The 26,438-nt window shown below is 69.4% G+C and carries 16 protein-coding genes and 1 pseudogene (1 of these 17 only partly in view); 16 read left to right on the top strand and 1 reads right to left on the bottom strand.

Features of this window, described 5'->3' with window-relative positions; translation table 11 throughout:
* From D7Y15_RS15850 to D7Y15_RS15775, 16 genes and pseudogenes are all read left to right on the top strand, one after another.
* Window positions 1–199 (top strand): annotated as a pseudogene (locus tag D7Y15_RS15850) (hypothetical protein); the annotation flags it as partial.
* A 35-nt stretch (window positions 200–234) separates the two neighbouring features.
* Window positions 235–1,377 (top strand): acyl-CoA dehydrogenase, encoded by a 1,143-nt coding sequence (locus D7Y15_RS15845; RefSeq protein WP_121753111.1) that lies wholly within the window; start codon window positions 235–237, stop codon window positions 1,375–1,377.
* 10 nt (window positions 1,378–1,387) lie between these two features.
* The gene (locus D7Y15_RS15840) at window positions 1,388–1,849 is read left to right on the top strand and encodes an AgmX/PglI C-terminal domain-containing protein (RefSeq protein ID WP_121753110.1); all 462 of its coding nucleotides are present in this window, start codon (window positions 1,388–1,390) and stop codon (window positions 1,847–1,849) included.
* A gap of 32 nt (window positions 1,850–1,881) precedes the next feature.
* Complete coding sequence (locus D7Y15_RS15835; protein ID WP_121753109.1) at window positions 1,882–3,027, top strand: acyl-CoA dehydrogenase family protein; 1,146 nt, start codon at window positions 1,882–1,884, stop codon at window positions 3,025–3,027.
* A 271-nt stretch (window positions 3,028–3,298) separates the two neighbouring features.
* Window positions 3,299–5,005 (top strand): 30S ribosomal protein S1, encoded by a 1,707-nt coding sequence (locus D7Y15_RS15830; RefSeq protein ID WP_120563302.1) that lies wholly within the window; start codon window positions 3,299–3,301, stop codon window positions 5,003–5,005.
* 148 nt (window positions 5,006–5,153) lie between these two features.
* Window positions 5,154–6,335 (top strand): thiolase family protein, encoded by a 1,182-nt coding sequence (locus D7Y15_RS15825; RefSeq protein ID WP_121753108.1) that lies wholly within the window; start codon window positions 5,154–5,156, stop codon window positions 6,333–6,335.
* Between the two features lie 12 nt (window positions 6,336–6,347).
* Entirely contained in the window at window positions 6,348–7,049 is a 702-nt protein-coding gene (locus tag D7Y15_RS15820; protein WP_120563244.1) for a CoA transferase subunit A, read from the top strand.
* A 3-nt stretch (window positions 7,050–7,052) separates the two neighbouring features.
* On the top strand, window positions 7,053–7,715 hold the full coding sequence (locus tag D7Y15_RS15815) for a CoA transferase subunit B (protein ID WP_121753107.1): 663 nt from the start codon (window positions 7,053–7,055) through the stop codon (window positions 7,713–7,715).
* A 75-nt stretch (window positions 7,716–7,790) separates the two neighbouring features.
* A complete protein-coding gene (locus tag D7Y15_RS15810) occupies window positions 7,791–8,183 on the top strand; it encodes a TIGR02266 family protein (RefSeq protein WP_121753106.1) in 393 nt (130 codons plus the stop codon).
* Between the two features lie 39 nt (window positions 8,184–8,222).
* Entirely contained in the window at window positions 8,223–9,518 is a 1,296-nt protein-coding gene (locus tag D7Y15_RS15805) for a class I SAM-dependent RNA methyltransferase (protein ID WP_121753105.1), read from the top strand.
* Between the two features lie 6 nt (window positions 9,519–9,524).
* Complete coding sequence (locus D7Y15_RS15800) at window positions 9,525–10,922, top strand: VWA domain-containing protein (protein WP_120577616.1); 1,398 nt, start codon at window positions 9,525–9,527, stop codon at window positions 10,920–10,922.
* Window positions 10,923–10,951: 29 nt separating this feature from the next.
* On the top strand, window positions 10,952–11,467 hold the full coding sequence (locus D7Y15_RS15795; RefSeq protein WP_121753104.1) for a hypothetical protein: 516 nt from the start codon (window positions 10,952–10,954) through the stop codon (window positions 11,465–11,467).
* Between the two features lie 73 nt (window positions 11,468–11,540).
* Window positions 11,541–12,926 carry a tRNA (N6-isopentenyl adenosine(37)-C2)-methylthiotransferase MiaB gene (miaB, locus tag D7Y15_RS15790; protein WP_121753103.1) on the top strand — a complete coding sequence of 462 codons (1,386 nt, stop codon included), beginning with the start codon at window positions 11,541–11,543 and terminating at the stop codon, window positions 12,924–12,926.
* A gap of 36 nt (window positions 12,927–12,962) precedes the next feature.
* On the top strand, window positions 12,963–13,478 hold the full coding sequence (locus D7Y15_RS15785) for a gamma carbonic anhydrase family protein (RefSeq protein WP_120563250.1): 516 nt from the start codon (window positions 12,963–12,965) through the stop codon (window positions 13,476–13,478).
* A 32-nt stretch (window positions 13,479–13,510) separates the two neighbouring features.
* Window positions 13,511–13,981 carry a cyclic nucleotide-binding domain-containing protein gene (locus D7Y15_RS15780; RefSeq protein ID WP_120577619.1) on the top strand — a complete coding sequence of 157 codons (471 nt, stop codon included), beginning with the start codon at window positions 13,511–13,513 and terminating at the stop codon, window positions 13,979–13,981.
* Between the two features lie 306 nt (window positions 13,982–14,287).
* On the top strand, window positions 14,288–15,082 hold the full coding sequence (locus tag D7Y15_RS15775; protein ID WP_120577620.1) for a DedA family protein: 795 nt from the start codon (window positions 14,288–14,290) through the stop codon (window positions 15,080–15,082).
* 86 nt (window positions 15,083–15,168) lie between these two features.
* On the opposite strand, the gene D7Y15_RS15770 is transcribed toward D7Y15_RS15775, so the two are convergent.
* On the bottom strand, window positions 15,169–26,438 hold part of the coding region annotated (locus D7Y15_RS15770; protein WP_121753102.1) for a non-ribosomal peptide synthase/polyketide synthase (this coding region is incomplete at its 5' end). The annotated region continues 20,237 nt past the right edge of the window; 11,270 of 31,507 annotated nt are visible.

Here is a 26,438-nt window from a genome sequence, read left to right as displayed (position 1 = left end):
GGCCGGGGTGGGGCTCACCTACGACTTGATTGAACGGCACCGGGACACCCAACCCTGGACGGTGTCGGTGGTGGTGCGCAGGACCTGGACGGACTCGGGGACTCGCACGGACGTGTCCTTCGACGTGACGGTGCCACTGGCGATGTTCTTTGGGACCCGGATCCCCGCCCCCGAGGATGGAGGGGCGTCTTCGGAGTAGCCCCGGGGCGGACCCCGTACTATGGGAGGTCCACCATGAACTTCGAGCTGACCGACATCCAGCGCGAGATCCAGCGGCTGTGCCGCGAGTTCGCCGCCAAGGAGCTCATCCCCAACGCCCGCAAGTGGGACGAGCAGCACGCGTGGCCCACGGACGCGGTGAAGAAGCTGGCGGAGCTGTCCCTGCTGGGCATCGCGGTGCCGGAGGAGTGGGGCGGCGCGGGCCTGGACAACGTCTGCTACGCCATCGCCATGGAGGAGATTTCGCGCGGCTGCGCCTCCACCGGCGTGATCATGAGCGTGAACAACTCGCTCTACTGCGACCCGGTGTCCAAGTTCGGCACCCCCGAGCAGAAGGAGCAGTTCCTCAAGCCCTTCGCCAGCGGTGAGAAGCTCGGCTGCTTCGGCCTCACGGAGCCCGAGGCCGGCAGCGACGCCGCCGCCCAGAAGACCGTCGCCGTGAAGCGGGGCGACGAGTACATCATCAACGGCTCCAAGAACTGGATCACCAACGGCCCCAAGGCCGACGCCATCGTCCTCATCACGATGACGAACCGGGAAGCGGGCAACAGGGGCATCACCGCGTTCCTGGTGCCCACCAACACCCCCGGCTTCACCCGCGCGGAGCCCGACAAGAAGATGGGCATCAGCGCCGCCTGGTCCTGCTCCATGTTCTTCGAGGACATGCGCGTCCCGGAGAAGTACCGCCTGGGCAAGGAGGGCGAGGGCTTCAAGGTCGCCATGTCCACCCTGGACGGCGGCCGCATCGGCATCGCGTCTCAGGCGCTGGGCATCGCGCGCGCGGCCTTCGAGGAAGCCGTTCGCTACTCGGGTGAGCGCAAGACGTTCGGCAAGGCCATCCGCGAGCACCAGGCCATCCAGTTCATGATCGCGGACATGGCCATGGAGATCGACGCGGCCCGCCTGCTCGTGTGGCGCGCGGCGCTGATGAAGGACAAGGGCGTGCGCCACAGCCCGGAGAGCGCCATGGCCAAGCTCTACGCCAGCGAGATGGCCAGCCGCGTGGCCAACAAGGCCCTGCAGATCCACGGCGGCATGGGCTACAGCAAGGAGATGGACGCCGAGCGCCACGTGCGCGACGCGCGCATCACCGAAATCTACGAGGGGACGAGCGAGATCCAGCGCATCGTCATCTCCGCCAACCTGCTGAAGGAGTAGTCACCCGGCCATGAAACGCGCGCTCCTCCCCGTGCTGTTCCTGTCCCTGGGCCTGGCGTCTCCGCTGGCGCTCGCCCAGGGCACGTCGAAGAAGAAGGCCGCGGCCACGCCGGCTCCGGCCACGACGTCCGCGCCCAAGAAGGACGACGGGCTGGACGTCAGCAAGCTGCCCTTCACCCCGGACTCCATCCGCCAGGTGATTGCCCACCACATGCCTCGGATCCAGGAGTGCTACGAGGACCACATGGTGGAGAAGGACAAGAAGGTGGAGGGCCTGCTCCGCACCACCTTCACCATCACCGCGGAAGGTGCCGTGCGCAGCGCGAAGATCGACAAGCACGGCAGCACGCTGAAGGATGCGGGCCTCAACGATTGCGTGGTGGCGGTGCTGTCGTCCCTGGACTTCCCCAAGCCCCCGGACGGCCGCGACCACCCCATCGAGTACCCGTTCAACCTCAAGGCCATCGAGTAGGGCTTCCGAGCCCCCCAAGGACGCCCGCGCCCGTGAACTTCGACCTCACCGAGACCCAGACGCTCATCCGTGACACCGCTCGCAAGTTCGCCCGCGAGCGCGTGGCCCCGCACGCCCGCGCGTCCGACCGCGAAGAGCGCTTCGACCCGGAGGTCTTCAAGGCCCTGGCCGAAGTGGGCCTGCTGGGCGTGAACCTGCCGGGCAAGTACGGCGGCGCGGAGGCCGGCGTCGTGTCCTACGCGCTGGCCATGATGGAGATGGCCGCCGCGGACGCCTCCGTGTCCGTGGCCATGGCCGTCACCAACATGTGCGGCGAGCTCATCCACGCGGTGGGCACCGACGCGCAGCGGGAGAAGTTCGTCACGCGCATCACCTCCGGTGAGGCCGTCGTGGGCGCGTTCGCGCTGAGCGAGCCGCACGCGGGCTCCGACCCCGGCGCCATGCTCACCACCGCCGTGAAGCGCGGCGACAAGTACGTGCTCAACGGCAGCAAGCAGTGGATCACCTCTGGCGCCTACGCGGGCGTCATCGTCGTGTGGGCCCGCACGGGGCAGTCCGGCAACAAGGGCCTGTCCTGCTTCATCGTGGAGGGCGGCGCCAAGGGCCTCCACGTGGGCAAGCACGAGGACAAGATGGGCCTGCGCGCGTCCAACACCGTGGGTCTCACCTTCGAGGACTGCGAAGTCCCCGCGGAGAACCTCCTGGGCAAGGAGGGCGACGGGTTCCGTCTGGCCATGATGGCGCTGGACGGCGGGCGCATTGGCATCGCGGCGCAGGCGTGCGGCACGGGCCGCGCGGCGCTGGAAGCGACCGTCTCCTACACCAAGGACCGCAAGGCCTTTGGCCAGGCCGTGGCGGACCTGCAGGGCCCGCGCTTCATGATGGCGGACATGCGCACCCAGCTGGACGCCGCCGAGCTGCTGACCCTGCGCGCCGCCGCCCTCAAGGAGGCCGGCCAGCCGTTCACTCGCGAGGCTTCCATGGCGAAGCTGTTCGCCAGCGAGATGAGCAACAAGGTCGCGGACAAGGCCGTGCAGCTGCACGGTGGTTACGGTTACATCGACGAGTTCCCGGTCGAGCGTTACTTCCGGGACGCGCGCGTGCAGACCATCTACGAGGGCACCAGCGAGGTGCAGCGGATGGTCATCGCCCGGGAAACATTCCGGCGCGAGGGGTAACACTCCGCTTGTCCCACCTGGGGCGAGCGGGCAGGGGGCACCGGCCGGGTAGGACAGATGCGGACGCGGCCGGGCGTTCATAGAACACGGATCACGACTTGGGGCGGTGCACCGCTTGACTCCTGTAAACCCAGGTGTCTAGGGTGCGCGGCTTCCAACCAGCCTTGCGTTCCCATTCAGGGGACACCCGCGGTCTCCCGTCGCTCCCCGCAGGCGGCCGCGCACCCATTCAAACAGGGGGCAGTTGTACCGTTCCAAGGACTTCCCATTCATGCAGCAGAACGTGAACCAGCAGATCGACGGCGGTGACGAAGACTTCGCGGCGATGTTCGAGGCCTCGCTCAAGGAGCGTGGCGGCGACGGAATCCTGAAGGAAGGCGAGATCGTCAAGGGCACGGTCGTGCAGGTGACGAAGGATTTCGCGATCGTGGACATCGGCTACAAGTCCGAGGGTCAGGTCCCGATCTCCGAGTTCACCAACCCCCGCGGCGAAGTCACCGTGAAGGCCGGTGACCCCGTCGAGGTCCTCCTGGAGAGCCGCGAGAACGACACCGGCATGGTCGTCCTCTCCAAGGAGAAGGCCGACAAGATGCGCATCTGGGACGAGATCTCCGCCGCTTGCGAGCGTGATGAGATCGTCAAGGGCACCATCGTCGGTCGCGTGAAGGGTGGCCTCTCCGTCGACATCGGCGTGAAGGCGTTCCTGCCTGGCTCCCAGGTCGACATCCGCCCTGTGCGCAACCTTGATCAGTACATCTCGAAGGAATTCGAGTTCAAGGTCATCAAGTTCAACAAGAAGCGCGGCAACATCGTCCTCTCTCGCCGCGTGCTGCTGGAGAAGCAGCGCGAGGAGATGAAGAAGGAGACCCTCAAGAACCTCAAGGAGGGTGCGGTCCTCAAGGGCGTGGTCAAGAACCTCACGGACTACGGCGCCTTCATCGACCTCGGCGGCATCGACGGCCTGCTGCACATCACCGACATGTCCTGGGGCCGCATCGGTCACCCCAGCGAGATGTTCAACGTCGGTGACGAAGTGCGCGTCGTCGTCCTCAAGTTCGACCCCGCGCAGGAGCGCGTCAGCCTGGGCCTCAAGCAGATCCAGGAGGACCCGTGGCACCGCGCCGACGAGAAGTACCCCGTCGGTACCCGCGTCGCCGGCAAGGTCGTGTCGATCACCGACTACGGCGCGTTCATCGAGATCGAGCAGGGCGTGGAGGGCCTGGTGCACGTGTCCGAGATGTCCTGGACCAAGCGCCTCAAGCACCCGTCCAAGATCCTGGAGGTCGGCCAGACGGTGGAGGCCGTCGTCCTCGACATCGATCCGAAGGCCAAGCGCATCGCGCTGGGCATGAAGCAGATCGAGCAGAACCCCTGGACGCTGCTCGAGGACAAGTACCCGATCGGCTCCGTCATCAAGGGCCAGATCCGCAACGTCACCGACTTCGGCGTGTTCGTCGGCGTCGAGGAGGGCGTGGACGGCCTGGTGCACGTGTCCGACATCTCCTGGACCCAGCGCATCAAGCACCCGGGCGAGATGTTCAAGAAGGGCGACGAGGTCGAGGCGGTGGTCCTCAACATCGACGTCGAGAACGAGCGCTTCAGCCTGGGCATCAAGCAGCTCCAGCCGGACCCCTGGGAGACGCTGTCCGAGCGCCTGCCCGTGGGCAGCCGCGTGAAGGGCAAGGTCACCAAGGTCACCGACTTCGGCGCGTTCGTGGAGATCGAGCCGGGCATCGAGGGCCTCGTCCACGTCTCCGAGCTGAAGGAAGAGCGCGTGGAGAACCCCCGCGACGTGGTGAGCGAGGGCCAGGATGTCGAGGTGAAGCTCATCGACATCAACACCCCGGACCGCAAGGTGGCGCTGTCCATCAAGGCGCTCATCGGCGAGGGCGAGGACTACCGCGAGTACCTGCGCAAGCAGGCCGAGGGTTCCAAGGCCCGCCTGGGCGACGTCATGGCCTCCAAGCTGAAGAAGTAATCAGCCCAACGTCTTGACGTGAATAGCGGCCGGGTTCCCCAGTGGGAGCCCGGCCGTTTCCATTTGATTCGGCGGAAAGCGCCCGTGATAAGTGCCTTTCCGGCGCTTTTCTCTTTTACAGACGGTTCCCTCTCCAGGAGGCAATTCCATGGCTCGTGAAGTCGTCATCGTGGGCGCGGCCCGTACCCCCATCGGCTCCTTCCAGGGAGCGCTGTCCAAGCTCACCGCTCCCCAGCTGGGCGCCATCGCCATCAAGGCGGCGCTGGAGCGCGCGGGCGTGAAGCCGGAGGCCGTGCAGGAGGTCATCATGGGCTGCGTCCTGCAGGCGGGCGTGGGCCAGGCCCCCGCGCGTCAGGCCACCATCTTCGCGGGCCTCCCGGACACCGTCCCGGCCGTCACGCTGAACAAGGTCTGTGGCTCCGGCCTCAAGGCCGTCATCGCCGCGGCGCAGTCCATCGCCCTGGGTGACGCGGACGTCGTCGTCGCGGGCGGCATGGAGTCCATGTCCAACGCGCCCTACATCAGCCACACGATGCGCGGCGGTTCCCGCATGGGCAACGTGGAGTTCAAGGACGCGATGATCTCCGACGGCCTCTGGGACGTGTACGGCAACGTCCACATGGGCAACTGCGCCGAGGAGTGCTCCACCTCGCAGGGCATCAGCCGCGCGCAGCAGGACGAGTTCGCGCTGGAGTCCACGCGCCGCGCCATCCAGGCCCAGAAGGAAGGCCTGTTCGCGGCGGAGATCGTCCCCGTGCAGATCCCGGGCAAGAAGCCGGATGAGTTCACCACCGTCTCCGAGGACGAGGGCCCCAAGAACGCCAAGCCGGACAAGATCCCGGGCCTGAAGCCGGTGTTCAAGAAGGACGGCACCGTGACGGCCGCCAACGCGTCCTCTATCAACGACGGCGCCGCGGCGCTGGTGCTGATGAGCGAGGAGAAGGCGAAGGCGGAAGGCCGCACCATCCTGGGCCGCATCAAGGGCTACGCGCAGGCCGCCCGCAAGCCGGTGGAGTTCACCATCGCGCCGGCGGACGCCATCAACACGCTGCTCACGAAGCAGAACGTGACGGCCAAGGACGTGGACCTCTGGGAGATCAACGAGGCCTTCTCCGTGGTGGCCATCGCCAACAACCGCATCCTCGGCCTGGATCCGGCCAAGGTGAACGTGCGCGGCGGCGCGGTGGTGCTGGGCCACCCGATTGGCGCGTCCGGCGCTCGCGTGCTCGTCACGCTGCTCCAGACGATGAAGGACCAGGACAAGAAGCGTGGCGTGGCGTCGCTCTGCATCGGCGGCGGCGAAGGCATCGCGCTGATGGTCGAGCGCTGAGGACCCGACCGCATGAACAAGGTCTACGCGAGCGCGGATGAGGCGGTCGCCGACATCCCGGACAACATCACTCTCATGAGTGGTGGGTTCGGGCTGTGCGGCAACCCCGAGAATCTCATCACGGCCCTGCACAAGAAGAACGTGAAGGGCCTCACCATCATCTCCAACAACTGCGGCACCACGGAGCTGGGGCTGGGCATCCTCCTGCAGAACAAGCAGGTGAAGAAGATGGTCGCCAGCTACGTGGGGGAGAACAAGGAGTTCGAGCGGCAGTTCCTCTCCGGCGAGCTGGAGGTGGAGCTGAACCCGCAGGGCACGCTCGCGGAGCGCATCCGGGCCGGGGGCTGCGGCATCGGCGGGTTCTTCACGCCGACGGGCGCGGGCACCCAGGTGGCGGAGGGCAAGGAGTCGCGCATGATCGACGGGCGGCTCCACGTCCTGGAGACGCCGCTGAAGGCCGACTTCGCCATCGTGCACGCGTGGAAGGCGGACACCTGGGGCAACCTGGTGTTCCACAAGACGGCTCGGAACTTCACTCCCATGATGTGCATGGCCGCCAAGGTCACCATCGTGGAGGCGGAGCACATCGTGCAGCCGGGCGAGCTGGACCCGGACCTGGTGCACATCCCGAGCATCTTCGTGCACCGCATCGTGCAGGCGCAGAACCTCCAGAAGTGGATCGAGCGGCGGACCGTCCGCAAGAAGGCGTCCTGAGCCATGCCCCTGACTCGTGAACAGATCGCGCAGCGCATCGCCCAGGAGCTGAAGGACGGCTTCTACGTGAACCTGGGCATCGGCATCCCCACGCTCGTGCCCAACTACATCCCCCACGGGGTGGAGGTGGTGCTCCAGTCGGAGAACGGCCTGCTCGGCATCGGGCCTTACCCCGAAGAGGGGAGCGAGGACCCGGACCTCATCAACGCGGGCAAGGAGACGGTGACGCTGGTGAAGGGCTCCGCCTTCTTCGACTCCGCGCTGTCCTTCGGGATGATCCGCGGCGGCCACATCGACCTGGCCGTGCTGGGCGCCATGGAGGTCAGCGAAGAGGGTGACCTGGCCAACTGGATGATCCCCGGCAAGATGGTGAAGGGCATGGGCGGCGCCATGGACCTGGCCGTGGGTGCCAAGCGCATCTACGTGGCCATGGAGCATGCCAACAAGGACGGGCAGCCCAAGATCCTGAAGAAGTGCTCGCTGCCTTTGACGGGCCTCAAGTGCGTGCACCACATCGTCACGGACCACGCGTTCATGGACGTGACGCCGGAGGGACTGGTCCTCCGCGAGCTGGCACCCGGACTGACGGTGGAACGGGTGCAGCAGCTCACCGAGCCGAAGCTGAAGATCGCGCCCGACCTGCGCGAGATGAAGTTCCAGGCCTGACGTGGAGTGCTAGGGTGCGCTTCCGTCTCCTCGGGTGGGACGGAAGCCACCATCCCCCGGGGAACGGAGCACCTCATGGCTGACACCTTGGAGAAGCCTGTCCCCGCGCCTCGCGCGCACCGCATCGACCATGAGCTGCCCGTGGCGTACCGCACGGTGGCGGGCTTCGTGACGGACTGGGCGGTGAACCTGTCGCGCGGCGGGCTCTACATCAACACGCAGCAGCCGTTGCCGGTGGGCACGGTGGTGCGCCTGTTGGTGTCGCTGCCGGGCGCCAGCTTCCCGGTGGACCTGTCCGGGAAGGTGACCCGCACGAACCCCCAGGGGACGCCGGGCTCCGAGGTGCCGGGGATGGCGGTGGAGTTCCTGGACGTTGACGATGAGAAGCGGTCGCGCATCGAAGCGTTCGTGGAGCGCCTGCGGGAAGCCCTGCCGGCGGACGAGCGTGGCAGTGCGACCCGGAAGTAGGGCGGCCCCACCCAGGCGGCCCCCTCGAGTGCGCCTGCGATGACGACGCTGCCCGAATCCCCCATTGAACTGACGATTGAACGGCTGGGCCAGCTGGGTGAAGGCGTGGCCCAGTGGGAGGGGCGCACCGTCTTCGTGCCCGGCGCCTTCCCCGGCGACACCGTGCGCGTGCGCCTGGAGTCCCAGGGCAAGGTCCTGCGCGGCCTGTTGGGCCAGGTGCTGACGGACGGTGCGGAGCGCGTGTCGTCGCGCTGCGTCCTGTCCGACGCGTGCGGCGGCTGTGACTGGCTGGAGCTGTCCGTCCCGGCGCAGCGGTCCGCGAAGCAGGAGATCGTCCTCTCCACCCTGGAGCACCTGGGCCGCCTGAAGCGCACGGCCTTCACGGTGCGGCCGTTGATGGTGGCGCCTCGGGACTGGGGCTACCGCCGCCGCGCGGTGCTGCACGGGGCGGGGAAGGGGGCGCTCGGCTACTTCGGCCGGCGCACGCACGAGCGCATCCCCGTGGACGTCTGCCCGGCGCTGACACCGGTGCTCACGGCGCTGCCCGGGAAGCTGGCCCCGCTGCTCAAGCCGCTGGCCAAGGACACCGAGGAGGTGCTGCTGCTCGCCGAGGGCGACAAGGCCGCGTTCGCGGTGAACCTCAGCGGCCGGGTGACGGCGCGGCACCTGGAGGCGGCGGAGGCGGCGGTGCGCGCGCTGCGGTTGGAGGGCGCGGTGCTGGTGCCGAAGGAGGGTTCGGCGCGGCTCATCGGCCGGCCGGTGCTGCGCTCGCTGTCTCCTCTGCGCCCCGAGGTGCCGGTGTACCTGCGGCCGGATGCGTTCGCGCAGGCGCACGCGGAGGCCAACGTGGGGCTCGTCACCACGGCCCTGTACGAGCTGGGCGCGAAGGAGACGGACTCCGTGCTGGAGCTGTACTCCGGCAATGGCAACTTCACCTTCCCGCTGGCGGGCACGGCCGGGTCGGTGCTGGGCGTGGAGTCGTCGCCGGTGGGCGTGGAGCTGGCGCAGCGGAGTGCTCGCGAGGGTGGGGTGGCCAACGTGCGCTTCGTCCAGGGCGACGCGCGCAAGGTGTGCGACGGGCTGGTGGCGGAGGGGCGTTCGTTCGACCTGTGCCTCGCGGATCCGCCGCGCGCCGGGGCACCGGGCCTGGCGAAGTGGATGCGCGCGCTGAACGTGCGCCGGGTCGTCTACGTGGCGTGCGACCCGGCTTCGCTGGCGCGCGACGCGGCGGGGCTGGTGGAGGCCGGTTACAAGCCGGTGGCGCTCCAGGTGGTGGACATGTTCCCGCAGACGCACCACGTGGAAGCGGTGATGTCCTTCGAACGGGGAGCCTGACGCGCCATGGACGCCCGCATCGTCGAGTTCGCCGAGGTCCTCCGCCAGAACGGCGTGCGCGTCAGCACGTCCGAGGTGCAGGACGCCCTGCGCGCCACGGCGGAAGTGGGCGTCCAGGACCGGAGCCTGTTCCGCTCCGTGCTGCGCGCCACGCTGGTGAAGCGCGAGCTGGACGTGGAGACGTTCCGCCGCGCGTTCGACTTCTACTTCTCCGGCGCGGCCCGCACGTTCGAGGCCATCGACAAGTCGCTGGCGAAGCAGCTGGAGGAAGAGGGCTACCTGGAAGGCGACCTGCTGAAGATGGTCATCTACCAGATGAACCTGCTGGCGCCGGAGATGTCCCCGCTCGCGCAGGCCATCCTCGCGGGTGACCGCGCGCGGCTGGCGCAGATCTTCCGTCAGGCGTCGCTCCAGCTGGACCTGGGGCAACTGGAGAGCCCTCTGCAGACGGGGTTCTTCACGCGGCGGATGCTCGCGGGCGCGGGCATGGAGCGGGCGCGCTCCGATCTCAAGTCGATGGAGGACGAGCTGAAGGCTCGCGGGCTCCATGCCGAGGGCGTGGAGATCGTCTCGCGCCACGTGGCCGCGGCGATGCGCAAGATTGAAGACGCCGCTCGCGCGGAGGTGAAGCGTCAGTCCGAGGCTCGCATCCGGCGCCGCACGGACAACGTCACGGAGAAGCCGCTGCACCTGCTCACGCAGGCGGAGGTGGACCAGATGGAGGCCGCCGTCCGCACGATGGCGGAGAAGCTCAAGAGCAGGATGATCCGCAAGCAGCGCTCGCACCGTCGCGGGTCGCTGCACGCCCAGCGCACGCTGCGCCGGAACATGCCGTGGGACGGCATCCCCATGGTGCCCGTGTTCCGCACCCGCAGGCCCGAGCGCCCGGAGCTGGTGGTGCTCTGCGACGTGTCCGACTCCGTTCGCAATGCGTCCCGCATGATGCTGCTGTTCATGCACACGATGCAGTCGCTGTTCGTGCGCGTGCGCTCGTTCGTCTTCGTGTCCGACGTGGGCGAAGTCACCCAGTTCTTCAAGGACCTGGACGTGAGCGAGGCCATCGACGCGGCGACCGCAGGGCGCACCGTGTCCATGAGCTCCAACTCCAACTACGGCCGTGCGCTGGCGGACTTCACGCGCGACCACCTGGGCAGCATCACGCGCCGCACCACCGTGATGATCATTGGCGACGGCCGCAACAACTACAACGCGAGCAACGCCTGGGCCCTGAAGGACCTGAAGCGCAAGGCGAAGCGCGTGCTGTGGATCTGCCCCGAGGACCGGGGCAACTGGGGCATCGGCGACAGCGAGATGCTCACCTACGAGAAGCACTGCACCCAGGCCGTGGTCGTCACCTCCGTGACGGACCTGGCCCGTATCGCGGAACAGCTCGTCCCCGTCTGAAAACCCTTTCGCACCCGAGGAGCGCCCCCATGGCCCCGTCCTTCTTCGACGACTACCAGGACGTCCCCAACGTGGAGACCGGTCCGGACTTCGACGCCGCCGACGACCGCACGCTGCGCATGGCGTCCCGGCCGGTGGACAAGGCGCTGCTCGACCAGCTGGTCCGCTACCAGGAGACCTTCCTGTCGCACGTGGAGGTGGACGCCGGTCCGGAGGCCATGGCCAGCGCGGCGAAGGCGGCGCTGGAGACCAGCGGCCTGGACGTGAAGGCGGCGGAGTGGGGGAGCGCCGTCCTCCGGGCCTTTGGCGGCCGGCGGTGGACCGTGCAGCGGCTGCGCTCGAAGCTGACGGAGCTGGAGTCCCGCTCCGGGCCGGAGGTGGACGAGGTGAAGAAGCGCGTCCAGGGCGAACTGGTGAAGCAGGAGCGGGAGACGGACGCCCTGGGCCGGCGGTACGGCGTGGAGACGGTGGCCCTGCTCCGGGAGCGCGAGGCGGAGCTGGTGGCCCTGCACACCCGGCTCACGAAGGTGCTCAGCCGGGGATGACCCGGCGTGTCCGCCCGGTTGCATTCCGCGTCCGGGCGTTCCATAACGGCCCGTTTTCCTTCAAGGCCCACCCATGAAGCGCTACTTCATCCACACCTTCGGCTGCCAGATGAACGTCAACGACTCGCTCCGCATGAGCGAAGCGTTGTCGAAGATGTCCTACGTCCCCACGCCGGAGCCGGACAACGCGGACCTCATCATTCTCAACACCTGCTCCATCCGGGAGAAGGCCGAGGACAAGATGCTGTCCGCGCTGGGGCGCTACCGCGCCGTGAAGGCCAGCCGGGGCGCCATCCTGGGCGTGGGTGGCTGCGTGGCCCAGCAGGAGAAGGACAAGCTGCTCAAGAAGGTCCCGTACCTGGACTTCGTCTTCGGCCCGGACAACATCGCGAAGCTGCCGGAGGTCATCGCCCGCGTGCAGGACGCCCGCGAGCGCGTGGTGGAGACGGCCTTCGTGGACTCCGAGGAGTACGTCTTCCCGCGCGCCGACGCGGAGACGTCCCGCGGCAAGGTGACCGAGTTCGTCACCGTGATGAAGGGCTGCGACAACGTCTGCTCGTTCTGCATCGTCCCGCACACCCGTGGCCGCGAGGTGAGCCGCAACTTCCCGGAGGTGCTCAACGAGGTGGCGGACCTGGCCGGCGTGGGCCTTCGCGAAGTCACGCTCATTGGCCAGAACGTCAACTCGTACCTGGGCGGCATCAGCTTCGCGCAGCTGCTGCTGCGCACCGCGGAGGTGCCGGGCATCGAGCGCGTGCGCTTCACCACCAGCCACCCGCATGACCTGTCGGACGAGCTGATCGAAGCGTTCCGCGTGCAGCCGAAGATCGCCCCGCACTTCCACCTGCCGGTGCAGTGCGGCAGCGACCGCATCCTGAAGATGATGCGCCGCGACTACACCGTCGAGCAGTACATGGAGCGGCTGGAGAAGCTGCGCGCCGCGCGGCCCGGCATCGCCATCACCACGGACATCATCGTGGGCTTCCCCGGTGAGACCGAGGAAGAGTTCGAGATGACGATGCAGCTCACCGAGCGGGTGAAGTACGACAACCAGTTCTCCTTCGTGTACAGCCCGCGCCCCAAGACGGGCGCCGCGCTGCGCGAGAAGGACTGGGGCCCCATCCCGCACGAGGTAAAGGTGGCCCGGCTGGAGCGGCTGCAGAAGCTGCAGCGGCGCATCAGCGGCGAGTACACCCAGGCGCAGGTGGGCCTGGACGTGGAGGTGCTGGTGGAAGGGCGCTCGCGCTACGACGCCACCAAGCGCTTCGGCCGCACGCCGGAGAACCGCACGGTGAACTTCGAGGGCGATGCCCCCGCGGGCGCCATCGTGAAGGTGCACGTGGAGCGCGCCACGCCCAACCAGCTCGGGGGCAAGCAGTTGGTGGTGCTCCAGGCCCCCACCGTGGCGCCGCCCGCCGTGGAGTTGCCCGTGCCGCTGCATGTCCCGGCGGAGGCCTGACGCTTCCGCCGCTGTCTCGCCGTCGGAGGTAGCCCCATGCCGTTGAAGCCGTTTCGCGGGGTGTCCCCCCGCGTCCATCCGAGCTGCTTCATCGAGGACTCCGCCCAGGTGGTGGGCGATGTGGAGCTGGGCGAGGACTCGTCCATCTGGTTCAACTCCGTGCTGCGCGGGGACGTGAACTCCATCCGCATCGGCAAGCGCACCAACATCCAGGACCTCACCATGATCCACGTCACCAGCCAGGGTGACTCGACGACGGTGGGCGACGACTGCACGGTGGGCCACCGGGTCATCCTCCACGGGTGCGTCGTGGGCCACCGGGTGCTGGTGGGCATGGGCGCCATCCTGATGGACGGCGTGGAGGTGGGGGACGACTGCATCATCGGCGCCGGTACGCTGCTGACGCCCGGGACGAAGATTCCCCCGGGGTCGCTGGTGGTGGGCTCGCCCGGCAAGGTGAAGCGCCCCATCCACGACGGCGAACGTGAGTTCCTGGTGCAGTCCGCCCTCCACTACGTGCACACCGCCGCCGAACACCGCGCCAGCCGCTGACGTGGCCGCGTTGTGCGTGTTAGGAACACCCCATGGCGCTCGCCCCCGAGACGACCCTGAAGGCCTGTCCGCTCTTCAAGGGCTTCACCGACACCGGCATCTCCATCTTCGCGGCGGCGGCCGTGTCGCGTGCCTTCCCCAAGGGGACGGCCTTGTTCACCGAGGGCAAGGCGGGGGACTCGCTGTTGATTGTCGGTGAGGGCACGGTGCGGCTGAGCGCCCGGAGCCCCTCGGGCGAGGACGTGCCCCTGGGCGAGGTGACTGTCGGTGAGCCCCTGGGCGAACTGGCGCTCGTGCAGAAGGGCGAGCGGCTGTGCTCGGCCACGGCCCAGACGGACGTGATGGCGCTGGAGATCCGTTCAGCGGACTTCCAGAAGCTGCTCGCGCAGAAGCCGCAGGCCTGCATCAAGCTGCTGATGGGCATCGTCAGCCACTTCGGCGCGAAGGCCCGGGACAACCGGGACATGCTGCGCACGCTGGTGGCGCGGGCCCCGGGGACCTGAACGGCTGTCGGACGGGTGGCGCCGGGCTCGTGCCGGGAGGCCGGAAAGGCGAACGGTCCTGCCACCCGCACCCGAGGTGGTTACTGTGCTCGCCACGAGCCCCTCCAGGCTCCCAGGCTGTCGCACACCGTGGGTGAGGGTAGACATACGGCCGACGGCTTTCGTGATGTGGCGCGGACGCTTGAGGTGGGAAGCTGGGCGGCCGGAGTTTTCAACTGCCTCACCCGGTTGATGGCTGGGTGATGGACGGGCCGGCCCGGGTGGTTGCCGAGCGGCCCTTCGGGAAGTGATTGGACGGAACGACGCGTGGAAGAACTGCTCACCAACCTGCTCGGTAGCTCCCAGGGCCTCTTCGCCTACTTGTCCGTGTTCGCCATCCTGGTGGCGTGCGGTCTGGGCGTGCCGCTGCCCGAGGACATCTCGCTCATCCTCGGTGGGTTCCTGGCGCACAAGGGCGCGGCCCACCTGCCGGTGATGATGGCGGTGGGGTTCTTCGGCATCCTGGTGGGTGACAGCCTCATCTACCTGGCGGGGCGCCGGCTGGGCACGAGGCTGGGGCGCGACCCGGGGGCGAAGGGCGGAGGGTTCTTCTCCAAGATCGTCACGCCGGAGAAGCGGGCGAAGGTGGAGTCGCTCTTCGTCACGCACGGCCAGAAGATCGTGATGATCGCCCGCTTCATGCCGGGCGTGCGCGCGGTGACGTACTTCACCGCGGGCTCCGTGCACATGTCGTACTGGCGCTTCATCTTCTGGGACGGGCTGGCGGCGCTGCTGTCCGCGCCGGTGTTCGTGTGGCTCGGGTTCCACTTCGGTGGCGAGCTGGACATGGTCATCCGCAAGCTGAAGGACGGCCAGGTCGTGGTGATGGGGTCGTTGGCGGTGCTGGCGGTGGGCTACTTCGTCTACCGTCGCCGCAAGAACGCGAAGCTCAAGGCCGAGGCCGCCGCCAAGGAGCAGCTGACGCCGGTGGCCCTGCCGCCCGTGCCGGAGACGCTGGAGAACAGCATGTCGTCGACGCGCGCGGCCAGCCCCAGCGCCTTCTTCGACGTGCCCGCCGACAAGGCGCCCGCGTCCGAGCCGGACCTGAACGCGCACAAGTAGTCACCGTGCAGCGGTGACGTGGTTCACGGACCCCGCCCCCTCGAAGGAGGGAGCGGGGTTCTTCGTTGCGGGCCTCGGTGGTTACGTCACTCCTGGCCCGCGTCGTGGAGCGCCTTCGTCAGCAGCTCCGCCACGGACTGCACGGTGGGCTCGCGCAGCAGTGTGTGGTGGGTGCCGGGCAGCTCGTGCGATTCGAGCTGCTCGCCCACCAGCGCCGCCCAGCCGCCGTCGGGGGTACGGGTTTCGTCCCGCTCCTCCGCGTGGATGCGCAGCACGCGCTGATCCATCGCGGGCGGGTGGTAGCGCCGTGCCGCTTCGAGGTTCGCCTCGAAGACCTGGAAGAGGGCCGTGGCGTCCATTCCGGGTGGCAGGGCTTCGGCCAGGGCCGCGGACTCCAGCACCGTGTCCACATCCAGGTCCGTCAGCGACACGCCCATCAGGTCCTGTGCGAACAGGGCTACCGCCAGCGTACTGTCCAGGTCCGGCTCCGAGTCCGGCACGGTCTCCGGCACGTACGAGTCGATCATCGCCACCAGCTCCACCGATTCACCTGCTTCGCGGAGCTGGTACGCCATCTCGTAGGCGATGACGCCGCCCAGGGACCAGCCGCCGAGGCGGTACGGGCCGTGGGGTTGGACGCCTCGCGCAACGCGCACGTAGCTGGCGGCCAGGGCCTCCACGGTGTCCAGCGGCTGCTGCGTGCCGTCGAGGCCTCGGGCCTGGATGCCGTAGAAGGGCTGATCCGGTCCCAGCCTCCGCGCGAGCTCCGCGTAGGCCAGCACGTTGCCTCCCACCGGGTGCACGCAGAAGAACGGCGGTGCGATGCCCGGGCCTTCCTTCGTGAAGGGCACCAACGGCGTGAAGGGCATCGGCTCCTCCGGCTCGGCCTCCGCCAGCAGGACCGCGAACCGCTCCACGCTGGGGGCCTGGAAGAGCGCCGACAGCGGGAGCTTCCGGGCCGTCTCCCTGTGCACTGCCGCCATCAGCCGCACCGCGAGCAACGAGTGCCCACCCAGCTCGAAGAAGCTGGCGCGCACGTCCACCGCGGCCACGCCCAGGGCTTCGGCCCACAGACGCTCGATCATCGCTTCCTGATCGTCCCTTGGGCCGACCCTCGCTTCGGGGTTCGTGGCCTGGTCCACCGGTGCCGGCAGTGCCGCTCGGTCCACCTTGCCGTTGGGTGTCAGCGGCAGGACGGGCAGGGCGACGTAGGCCGCCGGGACCATGTAGTCCGGCAGCGAGCGCTGGAGGTGGCTTCGGAGCGGAGCGGTGTCCACCTCCGGCGCCACGTACGCCACCAGTCGCTGCACGCCCGGCACGTCCTCGCGCACCAGCACCATCGCGTCGCGGATGCCCGGGTGCGTGCGCAGCGCTGCTTCGATTTCGCCCGGCTCGATGCGGTAGCCGCGCAGCTTCACCTGGAAGTCCACGCGCCCCATGAAGTCCAGCGTGCCGTCCTGCTTCCAGCGGACCCGGTCGCCCGTGCGGTACAGGCGGGCTCCGCGCTCCGTGCTGAACGGGTGGGGAAGGAAGCGCTCCGCCGTGAGGTCCGGCCTGTTGCGGTAGCCGCGCGCCAGTCCTTCGCCCGAGATGAACAGCTCGCCCGGCACTCCCACGGACACGGGGTTCAGGTTCGCGTCCAGCACGTACACGCCCACGTTGAGCATGGGCCGGCCGATGACGGGTGTGGGCTGCGCCGTGCCCTGGATGCACTCGATGGTGGACGCCACGGTGCCCTCGGTGGGGCCGTAGGCGTTGTAGGCCTTCGTGTGATTCGTGGCCGCGAGCGTGCGCCACGTCACCTCGTCCATCGCCTCGCCGCCGATGAAGCAGATGCCCGGCACGTGGGACTGATCCAGGACGCCTGCCTCCAGCAGCAGCTTGAACAGCGACGGCGTGCAGTCCAGCGCGTCGATGCGCCGCTGCTCCAACCACGTGAGCATCGCCTCCGGATCCTGCCGCACGGCCTCCGGGACGATGCACAGGCAGTGGCCGTCCGCCATCAACAGCAGCTGCGTCACGGACGCGTCGAAGTAGAGCGGCCCGTTGAGGCTCACCCGCATCACCTTGGGCGCCTGCGTGTAGCAGGCCTCCGTCAGCGAGCGATGCAGGTGCGCCAGCGAGCGGTGTTGGATCATCACGCCCTTGGGCATGCCCGTGGAGCCCGACGTGTAGATGACGTAGGCCAGGTGCTCTGGCCGTGTGGCCGTGCGCGGGTTGCCCGGCGAGGACGCTTCGATGCGCCTCGCGTCCACGTCCAGCCGCACCACGTGCCGCACCGCCGGCTGCCACGACTCCACCAGGGACTGCGTGGTCAGCAGCACGGCCGCGCCGCTGTTCTCCAGGATGAAGGCCCTTCGCGCTTCAGGTGCCGCGGGGTCTAGCGGCACGTACGCGCCGCCCGCCTTGAGGATGCCCAGGAGCGCGACGATGGCCTCTGGCGAGCGCTCCAGGCAGAAGGCCACCGGCACATCGGGGCCCACGCCCAGTGAGCGCAGGTAGTGCGCCAGTTGGTTCGCGCGCACGTTGAGCTGGTGGAACGACACCGTCGTGTCGCCCATCACCACGGCGGGCGCCTTGGGCGTGCGCGTCACCTGCTGTTCGAAGCGTGCGTGGAAGGGCAGGTCGGACTCGAAGCGGATCGTCTCGCCGCTCCACTCCTCCAGCACCCACTGGCGCTCCTCCGCCGTCAGCAGGGGCAGGGTGTCCAGCGCGGCATCGGGCTTCGCGACCGCGCCTTCCAGCAGTTGGACCAGGTGCTCGGACAGCCTGCGGGCCGTGGCGGACTCGAAGAGGTCCGTGGCGTAGGAGAGGTCGCCCTCGAAGCCTCGCTCCGTGCGGCTCAGCGTCAGGTCCAGGTCGAACTTCGTCGTGGGCAGGTCCACCTCCACCGGGCGCAGCGTCAGCTGCGGCAGACGCACCTCCGCTTCCGGCATGTTCTGGAGCGCGAAGAGGGCCTGGATGAGCGGCGTGCGCGACAGGTCGCGCGTGGGCTGCACGGCTTCCACCAGGCGCTCGAAGGGGATGTCCTGGTGCTCGTACGCGCCCAGCGTGGTGGTGCGCACCTGCGAGAGCAGCTTCCGGAACGACGGGCGGCCGTCGAACCTGGCGCGCAGCACCAGCGTGTTGACGAAGAAGCCGATGAGGCCCTCCGTCTCCGCGTGACGGCGGCCCGCGATGGACGTGCCCACCAGCAGATCCTCCTGGCCGGAGTACCGGTGCAGCAGCGTCTGGAAGGCCGCGAGCAGCACCATGAAGGGCGTGGCGCCTTCCGCCTGGGCCAGCGCTTCCACCGCCTCACTCAACGACAGCGGTAGGCGCACAGGGAACGTAGCGCCCCGGGCGGAGCGCTGGGGCGGACGCGGCTTGTCGGTGGGCAGGGCCAGGGCCTGCGGAGCTCCGGCCAACTGCTGCGTCCACCACGCGAGCTGCGCGTCCAGCACTTCGCCCTGGAGCCAGCCTCGCTGCCACACGGCGAAGTCCGGGTACTGCACCGGCAATGGGGCCAGCGGCGAGGGCTGACCCTGCCGGAAGGACTCGTAGAGCGCGGTGACTTCGCGCACCAGGATGCCCATGGACCAGCCGTCGCCGATGGCGTGGTGCAGGCACAACAGCAGCACATGTTCCTGCTCGCCCAGCTTCAACAGCGTGAGCCGCGTGAGCGGACCCATGGCGAGGTCGAAGGGCCGCAGCGCGTCCTCGCTCGCGAGCCGCACGGCCTCCGCTTCTCTCTCATCGTCGGGCAGGCCCGTCAGGTCCACCACCGACAGGACTCCGGTGGGGGCGGGGTGCACGTGCTGGCGGGGTTCGCCGTCGTGGGCCTCGAACGTCGTGCGCAGCGCTTCGTGACGCTGCACCAGGGCGTCGAAGGCCTGCTGTAGCGCGGGCACGTCCACCGCGCCGGAGAGGCGCAGCGCGGTGGGCATGTTGTAGAGCGCGCTGCCCGGGTCGAGCTGATCGATGAACCACAGCCGCTGCTGCGCGAACGACAGCGGGTGCGGACCGGGCGTCGCGGCGGGACGCAGCGGTGGCAGGGCGTTGGCCTCCGGTGCATCCGGCAGCCGCTGGGCGAGCGCCGCCACGGTGGGGGACTCGAACAACGCGCGGACGCCCACGTCCACGCCGAAGCGGGCGCGGATGCGGGAGACCAGCTGTGTGGCCAACAGCGAGTGGCCGCCCAGCTCAAAGAATTGGTCGTTGCGGCCCACGACGGGCACGTTCAACAGCTCCTCCCACAGCGAGGCCAGGGCCACCTCCGCGGGCGTCGCCGGAGCCTCGTACGAGCGCGCGGCGCGCCACTGCGCCTCCGGTGACGGCAGGGCCTTGCGGTCCACCTTGCCGTTGGGAGTCAGCGGCAGGGCGGGCAGGGTGACGAAGGCCGACGGCACCATGTACTCCGGCAGGTGCTTGCGCAGGTGCTCTCGCAGCACCTCTGTGTCGCCGTCCGTCACCACGTAGGCCACGAGCCGCGCATCGCCCGGCGTGTCTTCCCGGACCAGGGCCAACGCGTCCCTCACTCCGGCATGCGTGCGCAGCGTGGCTTCGATTTCGCCCAGCTCGATGCGGTAGCCGCGCAGCTTCACCTGGAAGTCCAGGCGGCCCATGAACTCCAACGTCCCGTCCGGCCGCCAGCGGCCCTTGTCTCCCGTGCGGTAGAGGCGGGCTCCGGGCTCCGCGCTGAAGGGATCCGGGACGAAGCGCTCGGCCGTCAGGTCCGGACGGCCCAGGTAGCCGCGCGTGACGCTTTCGCCGGAGAAGCACAGCTCGCCCGGCATGCCGAAGGGCACCAGGCGCTGCCGTGCGTCGAGCACGTACGCGTTCAGGTTCGCCAGCGGCCGCCCGATGACGGGCTCCGTCCGGGGACTGCCCTGGATGGAGGCTCCCGTCGTGCCGACCGTGCACTCCGTGGGGCCGTAGCCGTTGAAGGCGCGCGTGCGGTCTGTCGCCGCGAGCCGCCGCCATGTCTCCACGTCCAGCGCGTCGCCGCCCGTCACGATGACCGGCGGCACCCAGGCCCGCTCCAGCAGTCCGGCAGCGAGGAGCGGCTTGAGCTGCGCGGGCGTGCAGTCCAGCGCGTCGACGCGGTGCTGCTCCAGCCAGGTGAGCATCGCCTGCGGGTCCAGGCGCAGCGCGTCCGGAACGACGTGGAGGCAGTGCCCGTCGATGAGGTGGACCACGCGCTCAATCACCGCGTCGAAGTACAGCGGCGCGTTGACGCTGATGCGCTGTCCACGCGGCTGGCCCGCGTAGAACGCGCGGCCCATGGCCCGGTGCATGTTGAGCACGGAGCGGTGCTGCACCATCACGCCCTTGGGCGTGCCCGTGGATCCGGACGTGTACAGCACGTATGCCAGGTGCTCCGGGCCTGTCAGGGCGGGCAGGGGATCGTGGGAGAGGGCGCCCAGGCCGGGTTGCTCCACGTCCAGCCAGACCTCCTGGACGCCGTAGGGGTTCCAGTCTCCGCACGCGGTCTCCGTCGTGACGAGCACGGCCGCGGCGCTGTCCTTCAGCACGAAGTCCCTGCGTGCTGGTGGGGCTCCGGGGTCCAGCGGGACGAAGGCCCCGCCCGCCTTGAGCACCGCCAGCAGCGCGACGATGGACTCCACCGAGCGCTCCAGGCACAGCGCCACCCGCACCTCCGGGCCCACCCCCATGGAGCGCAGTCGCCACGCGAGCTGGTTCGCCCGCGTTTCGAGCTGCCGGTACGTCAACGCCGTCTCCTCGAACACCACGGCCGGGGCATCCGGAGAGCGCGCCACCTGCCGCTCGATGAGGCCGTGCAGCGTGGCGTCGCGCTCGAAGTCGAGCAGCTCGCCGCCGCCCATGCGCACCAGCCGCACCAGCTCCTCCGGCGACACGAGCGACACGTCCGCCAGCGGCAGGTCCGGCGCGTCGCAGACGGCTTCCAGCAAGCGGCGCAGGTGCGCGACCATCCGCTCGATGGTGCCCGCGTCGTACCACTCCGCGGCGTAGTGGAAGCGGCCCTCGTAGCCGTCGCGGGTCCGGTTCAGGTCCAGCGCCAGCTCGAACTGCGTAGGTGTGCCGCCGTCGAAGGAGGCCGGCCCCACGGTGAGGCCGGGCACCGCGAGCTCCGGCACGGGCGCGTTCTGGAGCGCGAACATCGCCTGGAACAGCGGCGTGCGGCCCAGGTCTCGCTCGGGCTGGAGCGCCTCCACCAGGTGCTCGAACGGGATGTCCTGGTGCTCGTACGCGCCCAGCGTGGTGGCGCGCACCTGCGACAGCAGCTCGCGGAAGGTCGTCTTCGCACCGAAGCGGCCGCGCAGCACCAGCATGTTCACGAAGAAGCCGATGAGGCCCTCCGTCTCCGCGTGCCTGCGGTTCGCGATGGGCGAGCCCACCAGCACGTCGTCCTGTCCGGACATGCGCGACAGCACGGCCTGGAACGCCGCCAGCAGCGCCATGAAGGGCGTGGCGCCTTCGGCCTGTGCCAGCGCATCCACGCGCTCGCTCAGGACGCGCGGCAGCGTCACCCGGACCAAGCCGCCCCGTTGCGTGGAGGTGGCGGTCCTTGGCCGGTCCGTGGGCACGTCCAGCACGAAGGGTGCTCCGGACAACTGGTTCTTCCACCACTCGACCTGCGCTTGCAGCACGCCGCCCTGGAGCCAGCCGCGCTGCCAGACCGCGAAGTCCGCGTACTGCACCGGCAGCTCCGGCAGGGCGGCGAAACGGCCCGCGCGCCGGGCCTCGTAGAGGGCCGTGAGCTCCTGCACGAGGATGCCCAGGGACCAGCCGTCGGACACGATGTGGTGCAGGTGCAGCACCAGCACGTGCTCCCGTTCATCCAGCTTCATGAGCAGGGCACGGATCACCGGCCCGCGTGTCAGGTCGAACGGGCGGAGCGTCTCCGCGTGGCCCAGGCGCTGGGCTTCGGCCTGCTTCGCGGCGCGGCTGCCCAGGCCCGTCAGGTCCACCAGCTCCAGAGGGACGTGACCCTCCGGGTGGATGTCCTGCACGGGCTTGCCCATCTCCATGCGGAAGGTGGTCCGCAGGGATTCATGCCGCGCCATCAGCGCGTCCAGGCTGGCGCGCAGCGCGTCCACGTCCAGGTCGCCGGTGAGGCTCAGGGGCAGCGGCATGTTGTAGAGCGGGCTGCCCGGCTCCAGCTGATCGACGAACCACAGCCGCTGCTGCGCGAACGACAACGGCGGAGCGGACGTCCTCTCGGCACGGACCAGCGGCGGCGCCTGGGTGCGGCGCGCGCTCACCAGCCGCTCCGCCAGCGACGCCACCGTGGGCGCACGGAACAGCTCGCCCAGCGGCAGCTCCACGCCCAGCGTCGAACGGATGCGCGACACCACCTGCGTGGCCAGCAGCGAATGCCCACCCAGATCGAAGAAGTCGCCGTGGATGTCCACGGTGTCCAGATGCAGCACCTCCGCCCAGATGCCCGCGAGCGCCTTCTCCAGCTCGTTCCGGGGCGCGGCGATGGCGCCGTCCGTGACACGGGTCTGGGGCGCGGGCAGGGCCTTGCGGTCCACCTTGCCGTTGGGGCTCAGGGGCAGCTTCTGCAGCACCACGATGGCGGTCGGCACCATGTAGTCCGGCAGCTGCTTCTGCACGGACGCTCGCAGCGCGCCCGTGTCCAGGCCTTCGTCTTCACCGCACACCACATAAGCCACGAGGCGCTTGTCGCCGGGCACGTCCTCGCGCACCACGACCACCGCCTCCTCGACCTCCGGCGACTGGCGCAGCACGGCTTCGATTTCGCCCGGCTCCACGCGGAAGCCTCTCAGCTTCACCTGGAAGTCGGCGCGGCCCAGGAACTCCAACGTCCCGTCGCGCTGCCAGCGCACGCGGTCGCCCGTGTCGTAGAGGCGCGCTCCGGGTTCGGTGGCGAAGGGGTGGGGGATGAAGCGTTCGGCGGTGAGGTCTGGGCGCTGGAGGTAGCCCCAGGCCAGACCGTCTCCGCCCACGTACAGCGTGCCCGGCACGCCCGGCGGTACGGGCTGGAGTGCACCGTCCAGCACCCACACCGTGGAGTTCGACAGCGGCCGGCCAATGGGCACCGATCGGCCCACGGTGTCACCGGCGCGCAGCGTGTGCGTGGCGGAGAACGTGGTGTTTTCCGTAGGGCCGTAGCCGTTGACCAGCACGGCGCCCGGGGGCAGCCGCTTCAGGTGTTCACGCACTCGCTCCACGGACAGCACGTCGCCGCCCGCCAGCACCTGCTTCACTCGGGCCAGCGCGTCGCCCTGGTGCAGCACCATCTGCTCGAAGAGGGCCGCGGTGAGCCACAGCGTGGTGATGCCCTCGCGCCGCAGCAGCGCTCCCGTCTCCTCCAGTGACAAGGCCTTGGGCGGTGCGAGCACCAGCGTCGCGCCATTCAGCAGCGCACCCCAGATCTCCAGCGTGGACGCGTCGAACGCGATGGGCGCCAGTTGGAGGAAGACCTCCTCGGGTCCGAAGTGGATGAAGTCCGCGCCGCGCACCAGGCGCGTGATGCCCCGGTGCGGGACGCTGACGCCCTTGGGCCGGCCGGTGCTTCCCGACGTGAACATCACGTAGGCCAGCGCGTCGGCGGAGACATTCAGGTCGAGTGGCGTCTCCGGCTGCCGCGCGATCTGGGCTTCATCCGCGTCCAGAAGGACCTGGAGGTCCGTCACCTGGGGCAGCTCATCCGCCAGGGCCTCCTGCGTGACGAGCACGCTCACGCTGGCCGCCTGGAGCATCCAGGTGATGCGCTCCGCGGGGGCCTTCGCGTCCACCGGCACGTAGGCCGCGCCGGCCTTGAGGATGCCCAGCAGACCGGTGACGAGGTCGAACGACCGCTCCAGGCACAGGCCCACCCGGTGACCGGGCCGCACGCCCTGGCGCCGCAGGTGGTGCGCGAGCTGGTTCGACGCCCGCTCCAGCGCCGCGTACGTGATCGTCTCCCCGCCGGACTTCAGCGCGATGGCGTCCGGCGTGCGCGCGGCCTGTTCCGCGAAGAGGGCGCCCACTGACGCGTCGCGCGAGTAGTCCCGGGCGGTGTCGTTCCACTCGATGAGCAACCGCTGGCGCTCCGCGTTCGTGAGCCATGGCAGCTGCCCCAGCTGCGTGTCCGGCGCTCGGACAACGGCCTCCAGCAGCACGCGGAGGTGATCCGCCATCCCGGCCGCGGTGGCCGGTTCGAAGAGGTCCTGGTTGAAGACGAGCCCGCCGTCGAAGCCATCCGGCGTGCGCATCATCAGCCACTGAAGGTCGAAGAGGATGACCTCCGGGGTGGACTCCAGTGGGCGCAGCGTCAGCCCCGGCAGGGACAGCTCCGGCAGGGGCGCGTTCTGGAGCGTGAAGGTCACCTGGAACAGTGGCGTGCGGCCCAGGTCGCGCTCCGGGTGGAGCACCTCCACCAGCTTCTCGAACGGCAGGTCCTGGTGCTCGTACGCGCCCAGCGTGGTGGCGCGCACCTGCTCCAGCAGTTCACGGAAGCGGAGCGTGTCGCGGACCCGCGTGCGCAGCACCACCGTGTTCGCGAAGTAGCCGATGAGGTCCTCGGACTCCGCGTGACGGCGGCCCGCGATGGGCGACCCCACGAGCACGTCATCCTGGCCCGCGTACCGGTGCAGCAGCAGCTGGAAGGCCGCGAGCAGCACCATGAAGGGCGTGGTGGAGGTCTGCTTCGCCAGCGACTCCAGCGCCTCGCTCAGCTCGCGCGGCAGGGTCATGGGCTGCACGCCGGCCCGGAAGGACTGCCGCGTAGGACGCGGGTGGTCCGAGGGCAACTCCAGGTAGGGCGCGGCGCCATCCAGCTGCCCGCGCCAGTACGCCACCTGCGACTCCAGCACGTCGCCCTGGAGCCAGCCGCGCTGCCAGAGGGCGTGGTCGGCGGCCTGCACCGGCAGCTCCGGCAACGGCGACGGCTGCTCCTCGGCGAACGCCGCGTAGAGCGCGCCCATCTCCCGCACCAGCACTCCCGTGGACCAGCCGTCGGAGATGATGTGGTGCGTGTTGAGCAGCAGCCGGTGCTTCGTGGGCCCCAGCTTCATCAGGAGCCCTCGGAACAGCGGGCCCTCCTCCAGGTCGAACGGGGCGCGGGCCTCTTCCAGCGCCAGCCGCGATGCCTCCGCCTCGCGCGCCTCGGCCGTCGGCAGCGCGGACAGATCCTCGTGCCGCAGGGGCATGGGGAAGGGCGGATGGATGACCTGCGACGGCGTGCCCTCGTACGAACTGAAGGTCGTGCGCAGCGCTTCGTGGCGGCGCACCAGTTCGTCGAATGCGGCCAGCATCACGATGATGTCCAGCGTGCCGTCCAGCTCCAGCATGCTCGGGAGGCTGTAGGCGTTGCCCGCCGTGCCGAGTTGCTCGATGAACCAGAGCCGATGCTGCGCGAATGACAGAGGCAGCACGTCCGGCCGCTCCGCGCGGACCAGTGCGGGCAGGGCGGACTCGGGGACTTCGCGGGCCTCGGATACGGGCTGACGGAGGGCGTCGATGCGCTCGGCCAGCGCCGCGACCGTGGGCCCTTCCAGCAGGGCGCGCAAGGGCAGCTCCACGCCGAAGTGCTTGCGCACGCGCGACACCAGCTGCGTGGCCAGCAGCGAGTGACCGCCCAGTTCGAAGAAGCCATCGTTGCGTCCCACGGCGGGGACGCGCAGCACCTCGCTCCACAGTGGGATCAGCGCCGCCTCGGTGGGCGTCGCGGGCGGTTCGATGGCTCGCTCCGTGGCGGGCGCGGCCTCCGGTGCCGGAAGCGCCTTGCGGTCCACCTTGCCGTTGGACGTCAGCGGCAGGGCGTCCAACGTGATGAACACCGCGGGCACCATGTACTCCGGCAGGTGACGGAGCAGGTGCTCGCGCAGGGCCGACGTGTCCACCTGGGGCGCGACGTACGCCACCAGCCGGTCGTCGTGCACCTGCACCACCGCGTCCCGGATGCTCGGGTGCGCGCGCAGCGTGGATTCAATCTCACCCAGTTCGATGCGGTTGCCGCGCAGCTTCACCTGGAAGTCCAGGCGGCCCATGAAGTCGAGCGTGCCGTCCTCGCGCCAGCGGGCCTTGTCGCCCGTGCGGTACAGGCGCGCGCCGGGCTCCGTGCTGAGGGGGTCCGGCAGGAAGCGTTCGGCAGTGAGCGCGGGCTGGCCCAGGTAGCCTCGCGTGACGCCTTCACCGGAGAGGCACAGCTCGCCCGGCGTCCCGATGGGCGCCAGACGCTGGTTCGCGTCGAGCACGTACGCCCGCAGGTTGGTGATTGGCCGGCCGATGACGGGCAACGGCTGGGGCGCGCCCTGGATGGCGATGGTCGTCGCGTCCACGGTGACCTCCGTGGGGCCATAGCCGTTGTAGGCACGCGTGCGCTTCGTCTCGGCGAGCTGCCGCCACGTCACCTCGTCCATCGCCTCGCCGCCGATGGTGAAGC

This window comes from Corallococcus sp. AB030 (assembly GCF_003668965.1).
Classification (GTDB): Bacteria; Myxococcota; Myxococcia; order Myxococcales; family Myxococcaceae; genus Corallococcus; species Corallococcus exiguus.
This window is presented reverse-complemented; position numbering and strand designations above follow the sequence as displayed.